Annotated in this window: 21 protein-coding genes and 1 pseudogene; 15 read left to right on the top strand and 7 right to left on the bottom strand. The window is 45.6% G+C overall.

Translation table 11 applies throughout. The features are described from left to right. Positions 1–22: 22 nt before the first annotated feature. Positions 23–886, top strand: coding sequence for a glycoside hydrolase family 25 protein (locus MVI27_RS08090; RefSeq protein WP_246960580.1), 864 nt, complete (start codon positions 23–25; stop codon positions 884–886). 55 nt (positions 887–941) lie between these two features. Here the strand turns inward: MVI27_RS08090 and MVI27_RS08085 are convergent, their stop codons facing one another. Continuing rightward, positions 942–1,388, bottom strand: a complete 447-nt coding sequence (locus MVI27_RS08085) for a ferritin-like domain-containing protein (RefSeq protein WP_246960578.1) — start codon at positions 1,386–1,388, stop codon at positions 942–944. 268 nt (positions 1,389–1,656) lie between these two features. Between MVI27_RS08085 and MVI27_RS08080 the strand changes: the two genes are divergently transcribed. The 8 genes from MVI27_RS08080 to rpoN all read left to right on the top strand — a co-directional run bounded on the left by MVI27_RS08080 (position 1,657) and on the right by rpoN (position 12,645). Continuing rightward, a complete protein-coding gene (locus MVI27_RS08080) occupies positions 1,657–3,531 on the top strand; it encodes an ABC-F family ATP-binding cassette domain-containing protein (protein WP_246960576.1) in 1,875 nt (624 codons plus the stop codon). 3 nt (positions 3,532–3,534) lie between these two features. Beyond that, the gene (locus MVI27_RS08075; RefSeq protein ID WP_246960574.1) at positions 3,535–4,905 is read left to right on the top strand and encodes an APC family permease; all 1,371 of its coding nucleotides are present in this window, start codon (positions 3,535–3,537) and stop codon (positions 4,903–4,905) included. Between the two features lie 145 nt (positions 4,906–5,050). Then, complete coding sequence (locus MVI27_RS08070) at positions 5,051–7,273, top strand: TonB-dependent siderophore receptor (RefSeq protein ID WP_246960572.1); 2,223 nt, start codon at positions 5,051–5,053, stop codon at positions 7,271–7,273. 110 nt (positions 7,274–7,383) lie between these two features. Further along, the gene (locus tag MVI27_RS08065; RefSeq protein ID WP_246960569.1) at positions 7,384–7,902 is read left to right on the top strand and encodes a hypothetical protein; all 519 of its coding nucleotides are present in this window, start codon (positions 7,384–7,386) and stop codon (positions 7,900–7,902) included. A gap of 139 nt (positions 7,903–8,041) precedes the next feature. Then, entirely contained in the window at positions 8,042–8,704 is a 663-nt protein-coding gene (locus tag MVI27_RS08060) for a 30S ribosomal protein S16 (protein WP_246960566.1), read from the top strand. Between the two features lie 17 nt (positions 8,705–8,721). After that, complete coding sequence (gene rimM, locus MVI27_RS08055; RefSeq protein WP_246960563.1) at positions 8,722–9,264, top strand: ribosome maturation factor RimM; 543 nt, start codon at positions 8,722–8,724, stop codon at positions 9,262–9,264. Positions 9,265–9,645: 381 nt separating this feature from the next. Next, entirely contained in the window at positions 9,646–11,091 is a 1,446-nt protein-coding gene (asnS, locus tag MVI27_RS08050) for an asparagine--tRNA ligase (RefSeq protein WP_246960560.1), read from the top strand. Between the two features lie 78 nt (positions 11,092–11,169). Then, on the top strand, positions 11,170–12,645 hold the full coding sequence (gene rpoN, locus MVI27_RS08045; RefSeq protein WP_246960557.1) for an RNA polymerase factor sigma-54: 1,476 nt from the start codon (positions 11,170–11,172) through the stop codon (positions 12,643–12,645). 38 nt (positions 12,646–12,683) lie between these two features. Here rpoN and MVI27_RS08040 read toward each other — a convergent pair whose 3' ends face one another. After that, positions 12,684–13,355, bottom strand: coding sequence for a beta-carotene 15,15'-monooxygenase (locus tag MVI27_RS08040; protein WP_246960554.1), 672 nt, complete (start codon positions 13,353–13,355; stop codon positions 12,684–12,686). Further along, the gene (locus MVI27_RS08035) at positions 13,348–13,842 is read right to left on the bottom strand and encodes an RNA polymerase sigma factor (protein WP_246960551.1); all 495 of its coding nucleotides are present in this window, start codon (positions 13,840–13,842) and stop codon (positions 13,348–13,350) included. Before MVI27_RS08035 ends, MVI27_RS08040 begins: the two co-directional genes overlap by 8 nt. A 138-nt stretch (positions 13,843–13,980) precedes the next feature. Between MVI27_RS08035 and lptB the strand changes: the two are divergent. The 4 genes and pseudogenes from lptB to MVI27_RS08015 all read left to right on the top strand — a co-directional run. Further along, positions 13,981–14,706, top strand: a pseudogene (gene lptB / locus MVI27_RS08030) (LPS export ABC transporter ATP-binding protein); the annotation flags it as partial. 486 nt (positions 14,707–15,192) lie between these two features. Beyond that, positions 15,193–16,920 carry an ABC transporter ATP-binding protein gene (locus MVI27_RS08025; RefSeq protein ID WP_416346220.1) on the top strand — a complete coding sequence of 576 codons (1,728 nt, stop codon included), beginning with the start codon at positions 15,193–15,195 and terminating at the stop codon, positions 16,918–16,920. Between the two features lie 122 nt (positions 16,921–17,042). Beyond that, positions 17,043–17,720: an HD domain-containing protein gene (locus tag MVI27_RS08020; protein ID WP_246960543.1), complete on the top strand. Its 678-nt coding sequence runs from the start codon at positions 17,043–17,045 to the stop codon at positions 17,718–17,720. Between the two features lie 18 nt (positions 17,721–17,738). Beyond that, positions 17,739–18,341: a hypothetical protein gene (locus MVI27_RS08015; protein WP_246960540.1), complete on the top strand. Its 603-nt coding sequence runs from the start codon at positions 17,739–17,741 to the stop codon at positions 18,339–18,341. A gap of 41 nt (positions 18,342–18,382) precedes the next feature. Here MVI27_RS08015 and MVI27_RS08010 read toward each other — a convergent pair whose 3' ends face one another. The 4 genes from MVI27_RS08010 to MVI27_RS07995 all read right to left on the bottom strand — a co-directional run bounded on the left by MVI27_RS08010 (position 18,383) and on the right by MVI27_RS07995 (position 22,956). Next, positions 18,383–19,576: an efflux RND transporter periplasmic adaptor subunit gene (locus MVI27_RS08010; protein WP_246960537.1), complete on the bottom strand. Its 1,194-nt coding sequence runs from the start codon at positions 19,574–19,576 to the stop codon at positions 18,383–18,385. Between the two features lie 149 nt (positions 19,577–19,725). Further along, positions 19,726–20,994: an ABC transporter permease gene (locus MVI27_RS08005; protein ID WP_246960534.1), complete on the bottom strand. Its 1,269-nt coding sequence runs from the start codon at positions 20,992–20,994 to the stop codon at positions 19,726–19,728. A gap of 21 nt (positions 20,995–21,015) precedes the next feature. Then, entirely contained in the window at positions 21,016–22,245 is a 1,230-nt protein-coding gene (locus MVI27_RS08000; protein ID WP_246960531.1) for an ABC transporter permease, read from the bottom strand. 18 nt (positions 22,246–22,263) lie between these two features. Continuing rightward, positions 22,264–22,956 (bottom strand): ABC transporter ATP-binding protein, encoded by a 693-nt coding sequence (locus tag MVI27_RS07995; protein WP_246960528.1) that lies wholly within the window; start codon positions 22,954–22,956, stop codon positions 22,264–22,266. Between the two features lie 349 nt (positions 22,957–23,305). Here MVI27_RS07995 and MVI27_RS07990 point away from each other — a divergent pair, with 349 nt between their 5' ends. Together MVI27_RS07990 and MVI27_RS07985 are read left to right on the top strand one after the other, a co-directional pair. Continuing rightward, positions 23,306–24,280 carry a ribonucleotide-diphosphate reductase subunit beta gene (locus MVI27_RS07990; RefSeq protein WP_246960525.1) on the top strand — a complete coding sequence of 325 codons (975 nt, stop codon included), beginning with the start codon at positions 23,306–23,308 and terminating at the stop codon, positions 24,278–24,280. 253 nt (positions 24,281–24,533) lie between these two features. Further along, positions 24,534–26,189, top strand: a complete 1,656-nt coding sequence (locus MVI27_RS07985; RefSeq protein ID WP_246960522.1) for a ribonucleoside-diphosphate reductase subunit alpha — start codon at positions 24,534–24,536, stop codon at positions 26,187–26,189. Positions 26,190–26,231 lie beyond the last annotated feature (42 nt).

Genomic DNA, 26,231 nt, shown 5'->3' with positions numbered 1-26,231 from the left:
GAAAAAGCTACTTTTGCACCCGATGGCCAGGAAGAAAATTACCCGAAAAACACGCAGGAAAATTCATCGTAAGCGGAAGCAGCATTTTCTGTTGCGCCGTTGGGTATTGCTGTTTTTTCTGTTTCTGGGCCTGTTGGGCACCGGCTGGTATCTGAAAGATAAAGTCGCGTTTTACTATGCTTTATATTTCAATAGATTCGAACATAAAAAACTGAGTAACACCGCGCGCGAAGAAGCGAGGATCACGCGTATTCTTGGTGACAATACAGATAAGATTTACGGTTTTGATATTTCCCATTATCAAAGGAAGGAAGATATTGCCTGGGACAGCCTGAGCATCGGCAACCGGACTATTCCGCTGAAATTCGTTATACTTCGGGCGACCATGGGCAACAGATCTGCGGACAAAAACTTTTCGCACTTCTGGAAAGAAGCTAAAAAACATGAGCTCATTCGAGGTGCGTATCATTTTTACCGTGCAGATGAAGACCCTGTATTACAGGCCAACAATTTCCTGGCGGCGGTCCAGCTGGAATCCGGTGATTTGCCGCCCGTGCTGGATATCGAAAAAATACCGAAGCGAAAGTCCAAGAAAAAATTAATCGAAGATTTGAAAATCTGGTGCCGCATCGTGGAAGAAGCGTATGGTGTGAAACCGATTATCTATTCTTATTACTATTATCATAAGGATGTGCTGCAACAGGAATTCGACGGTTATCCGCTCTGGCTTGCGAATTATAATGACGTGCCCGCACCGACGCCGTCCGATTCTTGGGATATGTGGCAGTTTACCGAGAACGGAATTGTGTACGGCATCAATACCAAAGTAGATTTAAACATGTACAATGGTGGCTGGTGGTCTTTGCGGCAGCTTACACTGGATTAAATAAAGAAAGCATCTGCTACCGGGCAGATGCTTTCTTCTTTGGATTAACAACTCATTATTTAGCGGAAAAACCTTCCATGGTTCTCAGCGTAGCCAAAGCCTGGTCTACGGAGTTTTTTTGCTTGCGTACCACCTCTTTCACATCTTCCGGCAAAATTTCGTTGCGCAGGGTTTCGCCATATTCTTCGGAGAAGGCTTCTTCACCACGGATGCACTCTTCATAAATATCCTGGTCGCCGCGGGAGAAGGCGTCGCGGATGGCAATCCACATTCTGTGCAGGTCTCCGGTCACCGAAGTTCCTTTGTCCGGCTCGCCTCCGTATTTTGCAATCAGTGCTTTAATTTCATGGCCAAAATCATAGCGATTCTGAGATTGCTTCAGGAAATAATCTTTCAGTGAGGTATGTTCAATCTTTTCTGCAGCTTCTTTGTATCCTTTTTCTGCATCGTAGTTTTTGGTAAGTAAGTCGTTTAGTGCACTTACAATTTTGTCATTGTCCATTGTTTTGTGATTTTATGTTTGGGTCTTATTTTTAAAGTTCGGTTTAGTGCAGAAAACATTCCATTTAAAAAGGTTTGGTAAGAATTAACACAGTTTAACGTCGCGGTGCATTTTACCGCGGATCTTTCTCTTTTTATATAAAAACTTTTTGCCTTTCTTTTTTGGGGATTAAAATAAGCTGCACACTTACCTCCCGACACAGCGGAATCATAGTCACCCGCACTGCTTAATTGTGTATTTTTGCAGCGTTTCCCTTTATACTATTTCAATGAATTACGTTTCTGCCGAAAACCTGTCGAAATCTTACGGTGTCAAAACCCTTTTTGAGGATATTACCTTTCATATTAATGAAGGTGATAAAATTGCCATCGTCGCGAAAAACGGGTCCGGAAAATCCACTTTACTTAAGATCCTGACCGGTGCTGAAATTGCCGACAGTGGTGCGGTTATCATAAATAAAGATATTCAGGTCGTCCTGTTTGATCAGGAGATTGACTTCGATGGCCGGCTGACGATTGAGGAGTTCATGATGACGCTGGAATCGGCACCGATTATGGCGCTGAAAAACTATCATAAAGCTCTGCTCAGCGATGATGCAGATGAAATGGAAACTGCACTGGCAGGGATGGAACAGCACAAAGCCTGGGACCTGGAAAATGAAATGCGCCAGATTCTGAGTCAGCTGAAAATCACGGATCTTTCCGCAAAAATGAATACGCTCTCCGGCGGACAGGTTAAAAGGGTGGCACTGGCCAAACTGCTCGTGGAAACGCGGGCAGAACATCGGCATACGTTACTGATCATGGATGAACCGACCAACCACTTGGATATTAATATGGTGGAATGGCTCGAAAATTATCTGCAGAAAGCCAGGGTTACCTTACTGCTCGTGACGCACGACCGTTATTTCCTGGATGCGGTGTGCACCACCATTTGGGAAATGGAGGATTATAAACTCTATGTGCATCAGGGAAGTTATGCTACTTATCTGGAGAACAGAATGATTCGCGAGGAAAACCTCAATGCTTCCATCGATAAAGCCAATAACCTGTATCGGAAGGAACTGGAATGGATGCGCCGCCAGCCCAAAGCGCGCACCACTAAATCCAAGTCGCGTATTGATTCATTCTATGAAACAGAAAAAATAGCGAAAACCGACACCCGAAAACAGACTCTGGAGCTCGAGTTTGATATGAAAAGGCTGGGCAAAAAGATTCTGGAACTCAAACACATCAGTAAAAGATTTGGTGAGAAGGTTATTCTGAATGACTTCTCTTATCAGTTTCAGCGTGGTGAGAAAGTAGGAATTGTGGGGAAAAATGGTGCCGGGAAATCCACTTTACTCAATGTCATCCAGGGGTTGGAACCGTATGATGCCGGTGAAATAGAAACCGGTGAGACCATCAAATTCGGCTATTTTTCTCAAAAAGGGTTGCAATATCAGGAAGACCAGCGCGTGATTGATTTTATTAAAGATATTTCTGAAAACTTTCCGCTGGCCAACGGCAGAACCATTTCGGCGTCCCAGTTTTTGCGGCTGTTTTTATTTGATGACCAAACGCAGTATTCACCCATTGCGAAACTTTCCGGTGGCGAAAAGCGGCGTTTGCATTTGATGTACGTACTCTATCAAAACCCGAACTTCCTGATATTTGATGAACCAACAAACGATCTGGATTTGCCCACGCTGACGGTGCTGGAAAATTTCCTGCTGCAGTTTCAGGGCACGTTGATCATTGTTTCCCACGACCGTTATTTTATGGATCGTATTGTGGATCATGTCCTCGCTTTTGAGGGCGAGGGGAGAATAAAAGATTTTACCGGCAATTTCAGCGAGTATCGCGAATATGAGGCCCAACAGGAAGCAAAGAAATCGATTGTTCCGGAACCTGCCGCCAAAAAAGAATCCCCCGCCGCTACACCGGCCGCAGCGCCCGTTCGAAAACTGAGTTTCAAGGAACAGCAGGACTTAAAAGAAATTGAAAAGAAAATGCCGATCCTGGAAAGCAGAAAAGAGGAAATTGTGGCGGCTTTGCATAATGAAACCGATTACGAAAAAATCGCGGAATCATCCGCCGAGCTGGAACGGATTACCGCAGAACTGGAAGAAATAGAAATGCGCTGGCTGGAACTCCAGGAGTAAGAGATGGAAAAAAGATTGGAAGCCAGATATGGGTTAGTCACCGCCATATCCATGGTAATCGGGCAGGTGATCGGCTCGGGAATTTTTTTTAAGGTGGACGATGTATTGCAGGTCACCGGCGGAAATGTTTTTGCCGGCCTGCTGGGCTTTATCATTGTAGGTGTCAGCGTTGTATTTGCCGGGATGTCCATGGCAAACTATGCGGAACTGCTGCCGCGTGAAGGCGGTATTTTAGCGTATGTTCAGTACCGTTTTGGAGATGTGGCCGCATATCTGGTCGGGTGGATGTACCTCACGTTGTTTTACCCGATTCTGACCGCCGTTCTATTTACTGTTTCCGGGATTTATATTGCTCATCTCATTGGTGAGTTTATCGACTTTGAACCGCAGTTCATTCATTATTCACTGATCGGTTTTGCCAATCTGCTTTTATTTTTTGGACTGAATATATTTCGGCCGAAAGCCAGTGGTATCTTTCAGCAACTCACCACGGTGCTGAAAGTGTTACCGTTGATTTTTATTGCGGCCTTTGGCATCCTCGCCTGGGTACAGCCGGAAAGCAGCGAAGTACAACAGCAGGTTTTCTCCACCGCCATTCCGGCCGGGAAAGAAAGTTTTCTTTTACTCATTGCAGCCAGTTTTATTCCGATCTCTTTCGCATTTGACGGTTGGTACATCGCTACTCAGATTTCCGGTGAGATTAAAGACTCGAAACGGAACCTTCCGCGTGCGCTTATTGTGGGTACAATGGCAGTTGTGGTCATTTATATTTTGTACTATCTCGGTATTGTATCGCGGATGAGCAGTGCTGATATTCTGAACTTAAAAGATACCTACATTACCGAATTTGCACGGAGAATTGCTTCCAACGCCGGGGCGATCGTGATGCAACTCTTTATCATTATTTCCGTGCTGGGAACAAGCAATGGATTGCTGCTGGCGACGATCCGGGTGCCGTTTCAGTTTTCTCATTTGGAGCGGTCACCGCAATTTCTGCGCCTCGGCGATGTGAACAGGAAAAGGGGCATGCCGCTGAACAGTGCTTTTCTAGGGCTGGGCATCGTCGCTTTTTATATGATAGCGTATGGTTTCACCAACATGCATCCGTTTTTCACCAGAAATAACTTTGATCTCTCAGCCGTGCCGATTATCTTTATTTATATGGTGAACGGCGCATTGTTTATTGGCTTGTTCCGTTTGTTTAAAAACAGCGTTTTTGCGGGAAATATGATGATGCGTAAAGCAATGGCTGTTGTGGCTATTCTGGGAATTCTGGTGGTATTAGTTGGATCCGCTTCGGCGCAAAACGGGCTTGTTTATTTCCTTATCAGCGGAATATTTCTGCTGATCGGTCGCACTTTAATAAGGAAATGATAAAAATCAGGCATTGGTCTGAGGTATTAATTTTGAGCAAGTTAAGGTGTAGAACGCTAACTTTATTTAGAACTAATTAAAATAACCTTGCGGGTTTGGACTTTCTTCTGTACTTTTGCCGCGTTATTTTAACTTATTCTAAATAATGAAAAAACAGATATTGACCGTAGCGCTTCTGATGGCAGCGCTTCCCGTGGCAGCTCAAATGCAGTTTAAACCCGAGAATGATACCGTTCGTATTCAGCAGATTGAGGACATTAACCTTCATAAGACCGGTAACCCAAACAAGGCACGCCCGCTGTCCTCCAAATCGAACCTGACGATTATGGAGAATCCACAGCCGGTTGCGATTGTTACGCACGAGATTATCGAACAGCAGCAGGCACGCCAGTTGAGCGAGGTGTTGCAAAATGTCAACGGTCTGTATGTAACATCTTCCCGCGGAAATTCACAGGATTCTTTTGGTGGAAGAGGATTTGTTTTTGGTAACGACAATATCTTCAAAAACGGGGCCCGCGTTAACAGTGGCGTCTTCCCGGAAGTATCCGGACTGGAGCGCGTCGAAGTGTTAAAAGGCGGTTCAGCCATGTTGTACGGAAACGTTGCTGCCGGTGGTGTCATTAACCTGATTACGAAAAAACCACGATTTGAAAACGGTGGAAGTGTGGGCCTTAACGTAGGAAGCTGGAACAGCTATAAACCAACTGTTGACCTGTATGGACCTCTTTCCAAAAAAGTGGCATTCCGTGTGAATGGTACGTATGAAAATGCAGAAAGTTTCCGCGATGTGGTAAGTTCTGAAAAATATTATTTCAATCCGTCTTTTGTCTTCAACCTCGGCGAAAAGTCTCAGCTGATTGTGGAAGCGGATTATCTCAAACATGACTTTACACCGGATTTCGGGATTGGTACCATCACTGAATTAGATGATTCTTACAGCCTGAATAATCTTTTAAAACGCAGTGATTTCCTGGGGGCAGACTGGCAGTATCAGCATGTGCAGCAGGCAACCAGCGGTATTACCTTCAACCATCAGTTTTCTGACAACTGGACTTTGAATGCAGTCGCTTCCTACCAGAATTATACTAAAGATTATTTTGGCACAGAAAGAGTGCAATGGAAGCGCGGTGCTGACGGGCGCATTGGCTGGGATAGACCTTTAGGAAGATCTTACACAGAGCAAAACTATGGTGCGTTACAATTTAACGTAAATGGTGAATTCAATACCGGATCGGTAACACATAAAATACTTATTGGTGCTGATGGTGATTATGGTAATAATGATACCTATACTTATTTTGACAAAGCTACCGGTAAAGAAATTACCTCAAAAACACTTTATGGAACTAATGGAAGCAATAATAATGGTACTATCTATTTAGATGATCCTGCTACCTGGGCCTCAGGCATGATGCCGGTAACTGAAAGGCTGACCCGTTCCAGAAACCCACTGCAGCGTTTTGGTGTATATGTACAGGATTTTATTGAATTGTCCGATAAGTTCAAAGTACTGGCTGGCTTGAGATGGTCTTATTTGGAAAACAAAGCCAAAGAAACTACAAACTTTGTAAAAAATAGTTATACGGAAAGTGACGGTTCTATCGATCGCGCATTTTCTCCAAAAGCGGGTCTGGTTTATACACCAAATGAAAATTTAAGCCTTTTTGCGACCTACACAAACTCCTTCTCTGCCAATACCGGTGTTGATGAGAACCTTAGTGCACTGAAGCCATCGATCATCGATCAGTATGAGGTGGGGATGAAAAAGAATTTCTGGAACAACGCGGTAGCACTTAACTTATCCGTTTACCAGATTCTCAATCGTAATTTCTATCAGACACCTGAGAATCCGATCAGACCTGATGTAAAAGAATTCGCCGGAAAAATGCGTAGCCGTGGGGTAGAACTGGATATCACCGGGAACCCGACGCAAAACCTTTCGATCATTGCAGGAGCTTCCTATAACCATGCAGTTTATTTAGACACACCAGCAGACTTTGGTTATGTAGAAAATCAGCGACTGGTGCGAACACCGGCTACAACGGCGAATGCATCCGTATTCTACACTTTCACTGACTACGTGCAGGGACTGAAGCTGGGTGCCACCGTGTACTACATTGGAGATCGCTTGGCAGGTTGGAATGATACCAAGCAGGCATTAGCAAAGATCGGTAGTGCTAGCCGTGTCCTGAAAGTAGATGACTATGCAACGGTTGCCCTAACCGCGGGCTACGACTGGAATAAATTCTCTGTTCTGGCCAAAGTGGGAAACCTGTTCGATACAGTGAACTACACCTACCACGAGAACTATTCGGTCAACCCGATCATGCCCCGCAATTTCTATGTTACTTTAACCTACAAACTGTAAGAAACACATTCTCATATTATATTAACACTTTCTCAGTCAGCAGTGCATTTCTTTGCGCTGCTGTCTGGGTAAAACATAAAAAAATAAAACACTCAAAAAACAGATGAACCATGGCTAAAATTAAAGACACTAAAAGTTTCATGCGGATCACGCACCGGTACCTCGGGTATTTTGCGGCGGGCATTATGGCTGTATATGCCATCAGTGGCGTGCTGCTCATTTATCGTGACACTGATTTTCTGAAACGTGAAAACAAGTTTGAAGTCGTGCTGAAACCAAACCTCACTGATAAAGAATTGGCGAAGGAAATTAAAATGAAGAATGTGGAGTTTAAAGAAGGTACTGATGCGGTTAAAGTATTCGACGCCGGCACTTATAATTCCGAAACCGGTGAGGCTAAATACACCAAAAAGCAGTTGCCTTTTGTTCTGGATAAATTCAGTCAGCTTCACAAATCTACCTCCAAGCACCGGTATGCAACATTAAATGCCATTTTCGGGATTGTCCTTTTTTTCTTCGTGATTTCCTCGTTCTGGATGTTTAATTTTAAATCCAAGGCCTTCCGCCGCGGGATGATCTACGCAGGCGTGGGTTTTATACTGGCCATCATTATGGTTTTTTTCCAGTAAGATCGTTCTGGTTCTTTACAAACAAAAGATTTGAAACACCTTTAGGAAAAATAAATTTATATCAGCTACATCCTGAAAAAACCGTATCTTTGCAGCTTAATATTTCAACCGGGACGAGTTCCCACAAATTTTAAATTATATGTCCGTAAAAATCAGATTACAAAGACATGGTAAAAAAGGGAAGCCTTTTTTCCACATCGTAGTGGCAGATTCCAGAAGAAGCCGCGACGGTAAATTCATCGAAAAACTCGGTACCTACAACCCAATTACCAATCCAGCGGTGATTGAACTGAACGTGGATGCTGCTGTGAAATGGATGGATAACGGTGCTCAGCCAACTGACACTGCCCGTGCAATCCTTTCTTACAAAGGAGTATTGTACAAAAGACACCTTCAGGGAGGTGTAGCCAAAGGTGCTTTCGATCAGGCTGAAGCTGACAAGCGTTTCAACACATGGATGGAAGCTAAAGAACAGCAGGTTCTTGGTAAAAAAGACAACCTGGCTAAATCCAAAGAAGATGCTAAAAAAGCAGCGCACGAAGCGGAAGCTAAAGTAAACCAGGCACGTATCGATGCTGCAGCAAAACTGGAAGCAGACGCAAAAGCAGAAGCAGATGCAAAACTGGCTGAAGAAAAAGCAGCACAGGAAGCAGAAGAAAAAAGCGTAGTTGAAAACGTGGCTGAAACTGTTGGTACAGCTGCAGCGGCGATCAGCGATGCGGTTGATACCGTGAAAGAAACGGTAGCAAACGTTGCTGATAAAATTACCGGTAACGACGAATCTGCTGAAGATAAAGCGTAACACCCATACCACCCGATATGCGTAAGGAAGACTGCTATTTTTTAGGAAGAATTACTCGCAGACACGGGTTACAGGGCAATGTGTTCCTGAAACTGGACACAGATCAGCCCGAAATGTATAACAAACTGGAATCAGTATTCGTTGATATCAACGGATTACTGGTTCCGTTTTTTATTGCAAAACAATCCTGGGGGAAAACCGATACACTGGTGATTTCCTTCAAAAACGCCACCGAGGCGATGGTGGATCAGGTACTTTCCAAAGATGTGTATCTGCCACTTTCTACTTTGCCGGAACTCACCGGTAACAAATTCTATTATCACGAAGTCACTGGCTTTCAGATCCTGGACGAGGACGGAACCCATTGTGGAACCATCTGCTCTGTGAACGACCAGACGGCGCAGCATTATTTTATTTTAGATCTCGACGGAAAGGAAGTTATCATTCCAATTGTCCGCGACTGGATTCTTGAAGTTAATCGCGAGGAGAAAACAATCCGTATGAGCCTGCCGGAAGGCTTGCTGGATGTGTTTTTGAAACCTTCGCGTAAGGACGAGTAATCAGGACGGAGCATGGAAGTAGGAAGTCCGGGTTTGAATTAGTAAGTTATAATCTGCTTTTCTAACTAATCAATCACCACTTTTTTAAACATGGTTTTTCCTGACGTTCAGCACCCTCACTTTATAGTTTGGTTATATCTTGATTGCTGCCGTATATAATTTAAAATCTAAAATTTAAATTTCTCAGCAGTCTATTATCTTTCAGTCTAACATCTTTAGTCCTTACGCTTTCATCTTTTCTCTTTTCTCTTTTCTCTCCCCAATTTAATTCCCGCCCTGCATCAAATATTACGCCAATTTTCGTAAGTTTGCATGTATTGACCGGCAGTTAACAGCCTGTGGATGCTGCGCAGAGCTGCTGCTAAAACGAATGCAAAACGTATGAGAACGACGATTAAGGAATTACTGGGAGACTATAAAAAACTGCTCCATCATGACATTACCGTAAGTGGCTGGGTTCGGGCTTTTCGCTCTAACCGTTTTATCGCCTTAAATGATGGTTCTACGATTAATAACCTGCAGATTGTGGTGGACTTCGAGAAGCTCGATGAAGCGACACTTAACCGCATTACCACGGCGGCATCTTTACGCATTTCCGGCGAAGTGGTGGAAAGCCAGGGTGCCGGCCAGCAGATTGAAATCATCGCAAAGAAAATTCAGATCCTCGGTGAGAACTTCACCGAAGAGCGAGACCGCACGATTTTGCAGCCCAAGAAACACTCGCTGGAAGTGTTGCGTGAGCAGGCGCACCTGCGTTTCCGGACCAACTTATTTTCGGCAGTATTTCGTGTGCGCAGTGCGGTGAGTTTTGCCATTCACCAGTTCTTTAATGAAAACCAGTTCTTCTACATGAACACGCCGATTATCACCGGTGCAGACGCAGAAGGAGCCGGCGAAATGTTTGGTGTAACCAACTTTAATTTAAATGAAATTCCGCGCACTGAAAATGGAGATGTGGATTTTGCGCAGGATTTTTTCGGGCGTAAAACCAACTTAACGGTTTCCGGTCAGCTGAGCGTGGAAACAGCCATGATGGGCTTGGGCCGCGTTTATACCTTTGGTCCCACCTTCCGTGCGGAAAATTCCAACACCACGCGCCACCTTGCTGAATTCTGGATGGTGGAACCGGAAGTGGCTTTCAATAACCTTGAAGATAACATTGATCTGGCGGAAGACTTTCTGAAATATGTCATCCGTTATGTATTGGACAACTGCAAGGATGACCTGGATTTCCTGGATCAGCGCTTTGCGGAAGAACAAAAACAAAAACCGGCCAAAGACCGCGCTGCGGAAGGCCTGATCCAAAAACTGGAAAATGTGGTGGCCAAGCGATTCAAACGTGTTTCTTACACAGAGGCTATTGACATTCTTAAGAACTCAAAGGAAAACAAAAAAGGCAAATTCCAGTTCCCGATTGAGGAGTGGGGTGCTGACCTGCAGAGTGAGCATGAGCGCTATCTCGTAGAAAAACATTTTGAAAGCCCGGTGGTATTATTCGATTATCCGAAAGATATCAAAGCGTTCTACATGAAACTGAACGAAGACGGAAAAACCGTGGCCGCCATGGATGTTTTATTCCCCGGCATCGGTGAAATCATCGGCGGCAGCCAGCGCGAAGATCAGCTGGGCATTTTGCAGCAGAAAATGACTGAAATGAATGTGGATGCCAAAGAACTCTGGTGGTATCTGGACACGCGTAAGTTTGGTTCCGTACCGCATGCAGGCTTTGGACTGGGACTGGAAAGGCTGGTGCTTTTCGTGACGGGTATGACCAACATCCGCGACGTTATTCCGTTCCCGCGTACGCCACACAGCGCCGAATTTTAAAATATTTTCACTAAATTTAGCTTTCTGGTAAATAAATACCGCACAACACACCAAATATAGAAAACAACATTTTATTATATGTTAAAGCAAAACCTTCAGATGAAATTGGGGCAGAAGCTCGCCCCGCAGCAAATACAGCTTATGAAACTCATTCAGCTGCATACGCTGGAATTTGAGGAAGAACTGGAACGGGAACTGGAAGAAAACCCTGCTTTGGAAAAAGTGCAGGAAGAAACCAAAGAAGAGGAATTCTCAGCAGAAGAAGGCTTTGAAGATGAAGGCACGGAAACCATCGATACAGATTTTGATGTGAATGATTATCTGTTCGATGACGAACCTGCCTATAAAACCACGGCCAGCAATTATTCCGCAGATGATGAAGAGTTTGATAATCAGGCGCTGCTTACGGAAGGGCAGTCCCTATATGATTATCTGCTCGAGCAAATCCGCCTGACCAATGTTGAAGATGAAGACCTGAAAATCGCCGAGTATATCATCGGTAACCTGGATAACGATGGCTATCTACGTCGCGAACTGAAAAAGCTCGTGGATGATATGGCCTTCTCTCAGGGGATTTTTACCACGGTAGAACACGTTGAATATATCCTCGAGAATTATGTGCAGAAACTCGATCCGGCCGGCGTTGGTGCACGTGATCTGCAGGAATGCCTCTTGCTTCAGATTGAAAAAAAGGTCAGCAGTGATAAAGCCGTAAGTCTGGCAGCTAATATTCTGCGAAACCAGTTTGACGCGCTCACGAATAAGCATTACAACAAAATTCTGCAGAAATACGATATCGAAGAAGATGACCTGCGTGATGCGCTCGATATTATTTCAAGACTTTCGCCGCGCGTGGGAGGTAATTTTGATACACAAACGATTACCATCAACAACGAAATTATTCCCGACTTTCTGATCACCGTGAAGGATAACGGCAGCAAAGGCGTGGAAGTCATTCCGTCACTGAACAGCAAAAATGCACCTTCCCTGCGTGTCTCAGATGAATACAAAGATATTCTGACAACGTATTCTCATGATAAAAAATCGCCGGAACACAAGCAGGCCGCTTTATTTATCAAGCAGAAACTGGATGCCGCCAAATGGTATATTGATGCGATCAACCAGCGCCAGAATACGCTTTTGCAGACCATTACTGCGATTGTAAAGCTGCAGAAGGACTATTTCATTACGGCTGATGACAAATCTTTAAGACCAATGATTCTGAAGGATGTAGCCGATATCACCGGTTTTGATATTTCGACCATTTCCCGTGTGGTAAAGAGTAAATATGCAGATACGCCCAACGGAATTGTATATCTTAAAAACCTGTTCTCTGATTCACTGGTCAATGATGATGGTGAAGAAGTGTCCACGCGTGAAATTAAAACCCATCTTCAGGATGTCATTAATAATGAAAACAAGCGCAAGCCGTTAACAGATGACGCGTTGGTAGGCCTGCTGAAAGAAAAGGGTTACAACATCGCACGGCGTACCATTGCCAAATACCGCGAGCAGCTTAATATTCCGGTGGCAAGGCTGCGTAAGGAATTATAAATTAAAAAACAGATTTAAAAAAAACAGGGAAACTTATTTTAGTTTCCCTGTTCTATTTTCTTGAGTTGCTCCAGGTTTCGGCCCAATCGCCGCAGCAGCATCCCGTACACGATGCGGTAATAAAGCCACATGAGCAGTACACTCAGCAGGAGCAGAATGCCATACATGATCAGCAAGCTTTGCACGGTTGGGTGTGACCAGGTAATATCCTGCCGTGCCAGTACTGAAAAGGTGAAGTATCCGAGTGCCAGCGTGAAAAGGACTACGAGACCAATATTAGCCAGAATAAAAAAGTTCACAGACTTCCGGAATCGGATAATCTGCAGAATGAATCTTTTCAGGTTTTCTTCCACATTAATTTTACGGTAGTTTCTATAGAAAATAACCGCAAAAACAGCCGACATTACCAGGCTGGTGATTTGCAGCGCCGTGTACAACCTGCGAATGGAGAGCGCAAAAGATTCGGTGTGTCGGATGCCCAGGCGGTGGAACATTTGTTTCAGGCCATCACTGGTTTCGCCGGCAAAGCTGTAGTAAATATTGGCACCGAGAATGATCGCGAATTCCGCAATACAAATCCACAGGATATATTTCACGTAACTCCCCGACGATTTACTCAGCATGATTTCAATATCCTGCTCATTATACCGCTGTGGGGCTGCCTGTTGTTGCCAACTGCTCTTTAAGTCATCCAGATCAAATTCAGGCATACTTGGTCATCAATTCTTTTAAGGTTTTCTTCAGCCGGTTCATTTTTACCCGCGCATTCACTTCCGAGATTCCGAGGTTTTCCGCAATATCGCGGTAGGGCAAATCATCCAGATACATTGTCACAATCGCGCGTTCCACCTGAGGCAGTTTCTTAATTACTTTGTACAGCAGCGCGACCTTTTGTTCCTGATCGTTGTCCTGTTCCGTGTATCCCGCGAAGTGGAAATCATGCAGTTCATCGGTTTGCGGCGAACGAGTTTTCTTTCGGAATAGGGTAATGGCGGTATTGAGGGCCACGCGGTACATCCAGGTAGAGATTTTGGATTGTCCTTTGAATGAGTCGTAGGAACGCCATAATTGTAACACAATTTCCTGAAAAAGATCCTGTTCATCTTCCAGCGTGTTGGTATACAGCCGCGAAACCTTAATGATCAGCCCCTGGTGATCCTTTATTAATTCCGCAAACTCTTTTTCCCTGACACTCAAACCGTGCAATTTTTTCAGGAAACGAAGATAATTTATTTATAACAAAAGGCGAAATAATAAAGATGCTTTACTGTCCTGTTGTTCAGCACTGACTAAATTGCCCTATTCGCGCAAACCGTATTTTCTTATATTTGCCTTATGATTCTACGCGGAGAAAACTTAATTAAAGAATACGGCCCGAAGAAGGTTGTGAAAGGCGTATCCGTGCAGGTAGCGCAGGGCGAGATTGTGGGTTTGCTCGGCCCGAATGGTGCCGGAAAAACCACCAGTTTCTATATGATCGTCGGTCTGGTAAAACCAACGTCCGGGCGGATCTTTTTGGAGAACCGCGATATTACCGGTGACGCCATGTACCGCCGGGCACAGCAGGGGATAGGATACCTGGCGCAGGAAGCTTCGGTTTTCCGTAAACTTTCCGTGGAAGATAATATCATGGGCGTGCTGCAGCTTACCAAATTAACGCGGAAGCAGCAGCAAATGAAATGCGATGAACTGATCGAGGAATTTTCCCTGGAGCATGTCCGGAAAAACCGGGGTGATTTGCTTTCCGGTGGCGAACGCCGCCGTACGGAGATTGCGCGCTGCCTTGCGACAAGTCCCGCCTTCATTTTGCTTGATGAACCTTTTGCCGGCGTGGACCCGATTGCCGTGGAAGACATCCAGAAGATTGTGCGCAGTCTCGTCGATAAAAACATCGGTATCCTGATTACCGATCACAATGTGCAGCAAACCTTGGCGATTACGCATAAAACCTATATTATGTTTGAAGGCCGAATCCTGAAAGAAGGTTTACCCCAGGATCTGGCCAATGATCCGCAGGTCCGCGAGGCGTATCTCGGCGAAAACTTTGTCTATCAGGATATCCTTAATAAACCCGCGAAGAAGGAATTTGTCTATAACATTTGGGGTGGTAATTTTGATTCCCGGCAGTCTTTTGAAAGCACGGTTTCCGGGCAGCTGAAAAACATGGATAATTTAAGGCTGTTGCACGGTTTTGAAGATATCAGCTTCGCGACACTGTCCAGTTCAGAGCTGGAATTTATTTTTTCGGAGCTGGTGGACAAATCCGCACATAATTCCTTCGTTATACAAAAAAAGCCAGTTACGCCCGGTTATAATATCGAAAATGCCGCAACGGAGGCCAGTCAACTTTCATCGGATCAGTTAAGATATTTGTCCGGCTGGGTAACCGGTTCCTGAGCTTCGGTGCTAGATTCCTCCCGGTGGTCGGTTTTTTGTTTCACCTGATTCTTACTGAAACGTCCGCTTATGCCCAAGCCTTTTACCCGTACTATCACATTATATCACATTTATCAGCAATTGCTGCCTTTTATCCGACCATACCGGCGGATGATGCTGTTTACTTTATTTCTGACTTTCATCGGCGCGCTGATGGCGCAGGTGAATCCGCTGGTCCTGAAATATACAGTAGATGAAGTTACAGAACTTACCCGGCAGCCGGATCCTATGTCCGAAGGGTTTCGTGTGCTGCTGATTATTTCCGCCATCTTATTAGGAAAGGAACTGCTGAACATTTTTATACAGTTCGGGCAAAAATTTTATGGCGAAAAAATCAGAATTAATACCAGTTCCACCCTTGCGCAATCAGTTATTGATAAAATACTGACGTACCGCGTTGCTTTTTATACAGATGAAGAACATGAATCGGGAAAACTGCAAATCCGGATAGACCGCGGAATCGAGAGCCTCACCAAACTGGTGCAAAATTTTTTCATTGATATCCTGCCACTCTTTTCCAACGCAATTATTGCCTTGGTAATTATGTATATGCAAAATGTATATGTCGGTTTGGTTTCCACTATAGTCGTACCGATCTATTTTTACGTTAGTTCCCTGCAGGCGCGGAAGCTTTCCGGTGTGCGCCGGCAGTTGCGGTCTCAGCGGGAAAAGAAAACTTCGGGCTTGCTGAATCTCATTAATTCTGTAATGGTAATCAAAAGTTTTGTACGCGAACGCTTTGAGGGTAAAAAACAGTACGATTTGCAGATGCAGCTTATGGAAAGCCAGTTGTTCACCAGGCGCACCAACTTTATTTATGATGGCCTGAAAACATTTATTGAGCAGTTTGGGGTGGTGCTTATTATTCTGCTAACCGTTTATCTGGTGCTAGACCAGCAAATGACCATCGGTGCCATTATGCTGCATATTCTTTTATTTAATAATGTTTCTGCGCCTATTCGCCAGCTGCATCGGATTTATGACGATATGAATGATGCGATGATTTATGCAGAAGGTTACTTTGATATCTTAAATGCTGATGAGGAAACAGAAGCTTCCGGCGATTTTAAAAAAGAAATCAGCGGTGCTTTTACTCTGGAAAACGTCAGTTTCAGCTATCCGAACGGCTCACAGGCGCTCACCGATGTTTCGATGAAAATTAGCCCTGGAAAAACCACTGCGCTGGTCGGGCTGAGCGGCGCCGGCAAATCCACCGTTATCAACCTGCTGTGTAAATTTTATCAACCTGATGCCGGAACTATTTCTTTGGATGGAGTGCACCTCTCTGAGTATGATACCGCCGGCCTTCGGAAAGACATTGGACTTGTGCTCCAGAAAAACCATATTTTCCAGGGCAGCATTGAGGATAACATCAGATACGGAAATATGGACGCCTCCTTTGCTGAAATAGAACTGGCGGCCCGGAAAGCGTATCTCCATGACCAGATTATGGCACTTCCGCAGCAGTATGCCCACGATGCCACCCAGCTTTCCGGTGGTCAGCAGCAGCGGATTGCCATCGCACGGCTGTTTTTAAAAGATCCACCTGTTATTTTTCTGGATGAACCGACCGCCAGCCTCGACGCCATCGCGACTGAACAAATTAAAAACTCGCTTGATGCTATTAAGAAAGGCCGCACTGTGGTCATCATTTCCCATTCGCTGTCTCAGATTCTGGATTCCGATTGTATTTATGTAATGAAGGAGGGAAGGGTAGTAGAGAGCGGTTCGCATGAAGAACTCATCAGCCTGCACGGAACGTATCGTGAAATATTCGACGCTTCTGCACGGAGCCTCAATCTAGATAAACTCATCAGCTCGATGACGGATCAATCGTAGTTCGTACGGATAAAAATTCTGATGGGAAGCGAGGCCGCAGTAGGTGTGTTATCGCACCAAATAATTGATTTAATGTACAGTAGATAATATTTATTAATATAAAAGTAAAAACTAAAGAATATATGAGTAATACAAATCCGGCGGAACTCATCGCTGCGACCTGTACTTTCGTCCAGGATCAGCTGAACGGCGCCGAAGCCGGTCACGACTGGTTTCACATCCAGCGTGTCTGGAAAAATGCAAAACTCATTGCTTCCACGGAAAACTGCGATATGCTCGTGGTCCAGTTGGCAGCGCTGCTTCACGATATTGCCGACCCGAAGTTTCATCAGGGTGATGAAGAGCTGGCACTCAAAGTTTCGCGCGATTTCCTGGAAAGCCAAAACGTTGCGGAAGAAACCATTGCGCAGGTTCTGTTTATCATTAAACATATTTCCTTTAAGAACAGAAACGAGCTGCCCGAAAAATTACCCGCAGAACTTCAGATTGTGCAGGATGCGGACCGCCTTGATGCCATCGGTGCGATTGGTATTGCGCGCACTTTCAACTTCGGTGGTTATAAAAATAACCTGATGTATGATCCGACCGTATTGCCTAACCTCAATCAGAGCAAGGAAACGTACAAGAAATCAGAAGGTACCACCATTAATCATTTCTATGAGAAACTGCTGCTGCTCAAAGACTTAATGAACACCCGAAAAGGAAAAGAGCTGGCTGCCGAACGTCATCAGTTTATGCTGTATTTCCTGGAACAGTTCTACCATGAATGGGAGGCGGCTGACAGCGGAGACGCACACTAATTTTAGTATATTTACCGCATGTTTTACGTTTATCTGCTGCTGGCTTTACTGCTTTCTCTCGGGTTATTCTTCTCCGTACTGAAAACCGGCAGGCTGGCGCTTTGGTCGCGCATCTACCGGATTGTGGTAGTTACCGCCGGCATTATTCTCTTTACTTCCGTCTTTGTCCGAAAGAGTATCGACCATTTCCGGCCGGACGCTTTGGCAATTCAGGTAATCAATAAATTGCCGTTTACGCTGGATTTTTATCTGGTTAAAATTAATAATACCAACCCTGAAGAACATCTGCCCAAATTTGAGACCCTGCATTCCGGTACCATCCGCAGTGATTATTATCGTGTCGAATATCTCGATATGAAACACAGCGATCAATATTGGCTGGTAGGTTATATGGGAAAAAAGAACCTGGTGTACTTTTCCCAGCATGCAGTCCCGAACAAAAATGAAGACCAGATCATCGAGGTTAAGTCTTACATCGTGCAGAGTAGTAAACTGGCCGCCAGCGCACGCAAAGAAATTGAATCTTTAAAGCTGGAAAATATCCGCACCGCCGTTTGGATTACACTGGATCTGCTCCTGCTTTTCCTGAATCTCGCTTTGCTGTTCCGGTGGAAAAAATAAAAAAAAAAGACTGCTCATCATCAATTGGCAGTCTTTTTTATTTAGGATTTCTTGCGCTGTTCTTTCAGCGCTTCTTTGTCTTTATCGCTTGGATTCCAGACTTTTACCTCTGAATCTTTAGCAAGGCCGGAGAGGATTTGCACATTGATTCCGTCACTGGCACCGAGCTTCACATACATCTTTTTAAATTTACCGTCCGGCTGTTTCACCTCCACGAAAGCTTTATCCTGTCCCTTTACCTTTTCGTACTGGATCAGCGATTCGTCCAGTAGCAAGGCATTCTTTTGAGAACTCAGGATAATTTCACCATTGGCAGAAAAGCCGGCCCGAATATATTCGCCGGTTTTGTTAAACACATCGCCTTCAATCGGGAATTTGATGGTGCCGCTTTCTTCTTTGCCTTTAGGCGCAATCATCGTCACGCGTCCCGGGAAAGATTTGTTTTGCAGCGCACCGATCACCACATTCATTTCCATTCCTTCTTTCAGTTTACCGGCCTGCGCTTCGTCAATCGTCCCTTCAAAAATCAGGGAATTCAGATCAGCGATAGAGCAAATAGTAGTTCCTGCATTGAACGAGTTTGCTTCAATCACCTGGCTGCCCACTTTCACCGGTACTTCCAGCACCGTTCCGTTCGCTTTGGAGCGGATCTGAGTGGTAGCCAGGCCAGCCAGTTCGGGCGTAGCTCCGGTTCTGGCGATCTGCAGGCTTTTCTGCGCGGTCTGTAGTTGCTGCCGTGCGTTGCGGAGCGTTTGCTGTGTAGATTGCAATTGCTGTTGTGCGGTAATAAACTCCTGTTTGGAAATCACGCCTTGTTTGTATAACTGCTGCTGCATATCGAATTGTTTTTGCTGCTGCTGCACATTAATGTTGGCATTGCTGATCTGCAGGTTCGCACTGTTAATTTCCTGTTGCGCCGCATTCACGCTCTGAATGCTCGGTACAATGCGGAGGGTCGCTACCAGCTGTCCGGCCGATACCTGATCTCCTTCCGTTACCAGAATTTTATCGATAATGCCCGAAATATTCGGCTTAATTTCAATCTCTTCACGGGGCACAATTTTGCCCGTGGCCATCACTTTATCATCCATGTTTTGCGCCACCGGCTTCTTGGTCAGGAATGCCTCACTTTCGGCCGTGTTGGAACTCACAAGATAGCTGATAACGGCAATAAGCGCAGCCGCAAATCCCAGCCCGAGGATGACATACACTATTTTTTTGGCCTTCTTTTTCATAGTTTTTATTTTTTATAATTTTTTTATTTGGGCGACAATCCGCCTGGGATTCCTCCCGAAGTCTGGTTCCGTCCTCCGTTCCCTCCCAGCGTGCGCCGGTATCCACTCAGGTCGGGTCGCAGATTTGGGACGTGGTATTTGTTGGTTTTTTATTCTGTTCGCAAAGCCTCAATCGGCCGTATCTTCACTGCCCGCTGTGCCGGAATCATTCCGATCACCAGACCAAGAATGACCATCACCGCCATGGCACCGAAGACCTGACCGTAATTAACAGTAGGGTTGTAGAATGGGAAACTGTCCTGGTTTTGCGTTGCGATATTCAAAATCATCAGCAGAAATATGCCGATAATAAAACCCAGTAATCCCGAAGAGAGCGTAATCACCACACTTTCCAACAGGATTTGGTTTCGCACTTCGGCCGGTTTCGCGCCCAGCGCACGCCGGATGCCAATTTCCTTGGTTCTTTCCTTCACCGTAATCAGCAGGATATTGGAAATAGCAATTACCCCGGCCAGAATCGTCAGCGTTCCTACGACAATGGTCAGCAACTGCATACCGGTAAGAAAGCCGGTCAGTTTGCCGAATTCCTTGCCCAGGTTGAAACTCCCGAAAGCATTGGTATCCTCCGGCGAGACGTGGTTTTTAAGTTTAAGTTCGGTTTTAACCTGATCTTCCACGTAGGTCAGATCTGCGTCCGGCTTCCCTACAATCGCAAAGAAACCTACTTTGTCGCCTTCATTATACATCTTCGCATACGTCGAGAAAGGAATAAACGCTGATTCATCACTGTCAAATCCGCCCGTTTTTTTCACCCGGAACACACCGATGACATTAAAGAAGATTCCCTTCACATTGACGAGTTTGCCAATGGGATTTTCTTTTTTCTTGGCATCGAAGAAGTTTTTATAAATTTCCTCACCGATCACGATGACGTTCTTGCTGCCGCTGAGGTCAGCGTCATTCAGGTAACGGCCATAAATGAGTTTTTTCTCGCTGATTTTGTTGCCCACCGGGTAGTCACCAGTCAGCGTGTACATGGCGTTTTTGCCGTTTCGTGTGAACTGTTCTGCCGGTGCACCGAAGCGTCCGCGCGAACTTTGGGGCGAAATATAATCGATTTCGGGAATTTTGCGGGGCAGTAATTCCAGGTCGCTCAGGCGCAGGTCCATGGTGCGGCCTTTGGGGAAACCATCATAGGGAATGGTGGTGCTCTGTGCCCACAGAAAAATTGAGTTGGTCGCAAAACCGCTGAACACTTTTTCAAAACCGTTTTCCATACCCTTGGCGGCACCCAATAACGCCACAAAAAGAAACATACCCCAGCCGACACCAATCATCGTCAGAAAGGTGCGCAGTTTATTATTCTTTAACGAGTAATAAATTTCCTGCCAGGTATCTTTTTTAAATAGAATATTCATAAGTATTTGTTCTATTTATAGTTATTCGCTCCTCAGGGCTTCAATCGGCCGGATCCTGCTGGCCCGGTACGCCGGCACAAATCCGGCAACCAGTCCCGAAAAGACCAGACTGAAAAAAGCCGCGATAATTAATCCCCAACCTACGCTCGGGTCCGTAATAAAATATTGTTCCAGGCTGTCACCGATCAAGAATAAAGTAAGTACGCCCAGGCCCACACCAATCAGACCGGAAATAACCGTAATCACAATGCTTTCCTGCATAATCAGGCCTACGATGCTACGCGGCCGCGCTCCGATGGCTTTTCGCACACCAATTTCCTGGGTGCGCTCTTTCACGATATATACCATAATATTACTGATGCCGATAATTCCCGCCAGCAAAGTTCCCAATCCAATAAATCCGACAATCAGCGTAATGATGAACAGAAACTGAAAAGTTTCGCCCATGTTCTTCGCATTGTTTCGCACAATCACCGCATTTTCATCGTCCGGCGAAACTTTATGCCTTGCTTTCAGATCCTTTTGAATCTGATCACCATATTCGATGGCCTGTGCCGGTGATAACTTTGTATCGTAGGTAATAAAAATACGGTTCACGGTATCGGAACCTTTTTTCATTTGCTGCAGGGTGGTAATGGGCACGGTAATCATTCGTTCATCCCAGTCGCCGCCGTCATCAGAAAAAACGCCTACCACTTTGAACATGGTTCCGTTGATGTCCAGGTCTTTGCCGATCGGGCTGCCGTTTTTGATCAGGTCGCGCTGTACCATTCGCCCGATAACAGCTACATTTTGTTTCCGGGCAAGATCCAGCGGACTGATGTAACGCCCTTCCATCATTTGGCGGTTTTCGATCACTTTCTCATCCTGGTTAGCGCCGCTGATCTGATACTGTCCGCTCTCGCGGCCGTATTTCACCAGCATGGAAGTGGAGTAGCGCGGGGTCGCGCTTTCTATTTTTTCAGGTTCCTTTGTAGTGATGGTTTCAAAGTCTTCATTCTTTAAAACAATCTGCCGGTTTTCCTGCAGGCCGGCATAAGCTTCCGACGTTCGGCCGGTAAAAATGGAAATAAGGTTCGTGGCATCGCGCGCGAATCCTTGGGTAAAAGCATTCTGCAGTCCCTTCCCAATTCCGAACAGCACGATAAATATGTACAGTCCCAGCGCTACGGTAAATCCGGAAAGTACCGTCCGCAATATATTACTGCGAATGGAATCAAAAATTTCGCGCCACCGGTCGATATCAAACATGGACTTTTTATTTAATTTTTATTGCAGGACACGCTGAATGATGAACTCATCGCTTTCAATAATGCCATCTTTCAGCACTACATTTCTTTTGGTTTCGGCCGCCACATCCGGTTCGTGGGTTACCACAATAATGGTTTTCCCTTCCCGGTTGATTTCCTGCAGCAGCTTCATAATATCATACGTGGTTTTGGAATCCAGTGCACCGGTCGGTTCATCGGCCAGGATTACTTTCGGGTCGGTAATCAGTGCGCGGGCAATGGCGACTCTCTGTTTTTGCCCGCCCGACATTTCATTCGGCAAATGAGTAGCCCACTCCGCGAGGCCTACTTTTCCCAGATATTCCAGAGCACGCGCATTTCTTTCCTTGCGCGGCACGTTCTGATAGTAGAGGGGAAGTGCCACGTTTTCCAAAGCGGTTTTGTAACCAATCAGATTAAATGACTGAAAAATGAACCCCAGAAAACGGCTGCGGTATTCGGCAGCTTTTACTTCACTCAAATGCTCGATAGGGATACCGTCCAGTTCATAGGTGCCGGTATCCTTTTCGTCCAAAATCCCGATAATGTTCAGCAGCGTGGACTTGCCGGAACCTGAGCTTCCCATGATGGACACGAATTCGCCTTCGCTGATGGACAGGTTAATTCCCTTCAATACGTGAAGTTTGCTCTTTCCGGTATCATAGGACTTGTTCAGGTTTTCAATTTTCAGCATCAGTGATTGGGTTTGCGAAATAGGTAGCCATTTCGGCAGAAATGTTACAGAGAATTTACAAAAAAATAAAATTTCGGGTCGTGGCCTCAATAGCCATCGGTGCCGGTCAACTAACTGAAATATTGTCACTAAAAAGTTGGATTTGCTGGCACAGCTTTCGCTAACTGAGTGCCAGTGTGCACTCTACGGGAATTGTGGAAAACTTGTTCACTTCTGAGCTTAATTTGATTGCTCAATCTCACTTTTGTTTTTCTATTTTTGTACGGTTCACAAATGCGTTTTCTTCTGAAAAACATCGTGTTCAGTTCTGGAAATTAGTACCGCCGCAGCGGATTTAATATAAAAATTTATGGGAATTTTTGATAAGCGTATCGGGTATAAACCATTTGAATACCCTGAGGTTCTGCAGTTTGTGGAAGCCATTAACAAATCTTTCTGGGTGCATTCGGAGGTGGATTTCACCGCCGATGTGCAGGATTTCCAGTCCCAGCTGGAACCTCATGAAAAAAATGCGGTGAAGAACGCCCTGCTGGCCATCGCCCAGATTGAGGTATCCGTAAAAACCTTCTGGGGAAATCTATACCACCATCTTCCGAAACCAGAACTCAACGGCCTGGGGGCTACCTTTGCCGAGTGTGAGTTTCGCCACTCCGAAGCGTATTCGCGTTTGCTGGAAGTGCTGGGTTATAATGATGAGTTCACCAACGTGGTGGAAATCCCGGCGATTAAAAAAAGGATTGAGTTTCTGAGCAATGTACTGCGCCACGCCAATTCAACCACGCCGAAGGAATATGTGTCGGCGCTGCTGCTGTTCAGTATCCTGATCGAGAATGTATCGCTGTTTTCGCAGTTTGCTATCATCCTTTCCTTTACCCGTTTCAAAGGGTATATGAAAAATGTATCCAATATTATTGCCTGGACTTCCGTCGACGAGCAGATTCACGCGAATGCCGGTATCTACCTGATTAATAAGATCCGGGAAGAGCAACCGGACCTGCTGACGGATTCCGATATCGAAGACATTTATACTTTGGTGGATCATTCCATCTCCGTGGAAGAAGAAATCCTGGACTGGATTTTCGAGCTCGGTGAACTGGATAACGTCAGCAAAGAAAATCTGCTGAACTTTATGAAATACCGCGTGGACGACAGCCTGCGTAAAATAAAAATGCAGCCGCGCTACAATGTTTCGCAGGAAGAATACCGCCCGATGGTATGGTTTGAGGAAGAAGTCTTTGCCAACTCAATGGATGATTTCTTCGCCAAGCGGCCGGTGGATTACACCAAGCACGATAAAAGCATTACAGAAAACGATTTGTTTTAAGCAGGTGTGCGCGAGCGAAGCGAGCGCCAAAACGTACTGATGATGCTGCGTGAAACCTGCCGAAGCAAACGGAACTTCCAAAATAGCCCCGATTGCAGCGGCATCCTTTTCCGGCGCAGGAGCACAGCGCAGGCGCCGGAAAAGATACAGCGGAAAGCGGGACCGCACCTGAAAAGAAACGGGCACCTGAGGCTCCAAAAAAAATATAACCACAACCGCACTTTGTACATGACTCATTTTACAGATTAAAAATATGGACGAGCAGAAAAATATATGGTGGCTGAACGAAGAATCGGAGCAAATGCTCAATCGCGGCTACCTGCTGAAGGGCGAAACCGTGCACGGCGCCATCGAAAGGATTACCACCGCCGCGGCCAAAAGGCTCTATAAACCGGAACTGCAGCCGGCGTTTGAAGAAATGATTACCAAAGGCTGGATCAGTTTTTCATCTCCGGTCTGGGCGAATATGGGTACCCAGCGCGGTCTGCCCATTTCGTGCTTTAATGTGCACGTTCCCGATAATATCGAGGGCATTACCCACAAGCTGGGAGAAGTAATTATGCAGACCAAAATCGGCGGCGGAACTTCCGGCTATTTCGGTGAACTGCGTAACCGCGGTACGGCTGTTACCGACAACGGAAAATCCTCCGGCGCAGTTTCTTTCATGAAGCTGTACGACACGGCGATGGATGTGGTGTCCCAGGGAGGCGTGCGGCGCGGTGCGTTTGCGGCCTACCTGGATGTGGACCACGGTGATATTGAGGAGTTTTTGTCGATTAAAGATATCGGAAGCCCGATTCAAAACCTGTTCACCGGAATCTGTGTACCTGATTACTGGATGCAGGATATGATTGATGGCGATATGGAAAAACGCCGTATCTGGGCGCGCGTCCTGGAAAGCCGCCAACAGAAAGGCCTGCCTTATATTTTCTTTACGGACAACGTGAACCGCAAAAAGCCACAGGTATATAAAGATCTGGGCATGACGGTAAACGCGAGTAACCTGTGTTCCGAGATTATGCTTCCGTCCAGCCAGGAAGAAAGTTTTATCTGCTGCCTGTCTTCGATGAACCTGGAACTGTACGACGAGTGGAAAGATACCGATGCCGTGAAACTGGCTATTTATTTCCTGGATGCCGTACTGTCGGAATTTATTGAAAAAACCGAAGGGAATTATTACCTGAGCGGTGCCCGTAATTTTGCGCTGCGTCACCGCGCGCTTGGTCTGGGCGTGTTGGGTTACCATTCGTATCTGCAGAAGAACATGATTCCGTTTGAAAGTTTTGAGGCGACGCAGTTTAATGCGAAGGCGTTCCGTCAGATCCGCGAGCAGTCGCTGCAGGCTTCTCAGGAGCTGGCCAATATATACGGTGAACCGGAATTGCTGAAAGGCTACGGCATGCGCAACACGACCACCATGGCGATTGCACCTACGACCTCCAGCTCGGCGATTTTGGGACAGACGTCACCCGGTATTGAACCTTTTGCGTCCAACTATTATAAAGCAGGTCTGGCGAAAGGAAACTTTATGAGGAAGAATAAGTACCTGGCCAAACTGCTGAAAGAAAAAGGAATTGATAACGAAGATACATGGCGCAGCATTATGCTGAATCACGGTTCTGTGCAGCATCTGGAAGAACTGACCGCTGAGGAAAAAGCAGTCTTCAAAACCTTCCGTGAGATTTCTCCGATGGAAATTATTTCCCAGGCGGCGCAGCGCCAGCAGTACATCGACCAAGGGCAATCACTGAACCTGCAAATCCCATCGACCATGCCGGTGAAAGATGTGAACTTCCTGTATATCGAAGCCTGGAAGAAAGGTGTGAAGTCCTTATATTACCAAAGAAGTTCTTCGGTTTCCAAGGAACTGATGGTGAACTTCGTGACTTGTTCGAGTTGTGAGGCTTAATCAGAATCAACAAATAAAATACGGAAGCTACCGCCTGCGGTA

The sequence above is a fragment of the Chryseobacterium salipaludis genome, from assembly GCF_022968825.1.
Taxonomy (GTDB): Bacteria; Bacteroidota; Bacteroidia; order Flavobacteriales; family Weeksellaceae; genus Kaistella; species Kaistella salipaludis.
This window is presented reverse-complemented; position numbering and strand designations above follow the sequence as displayed.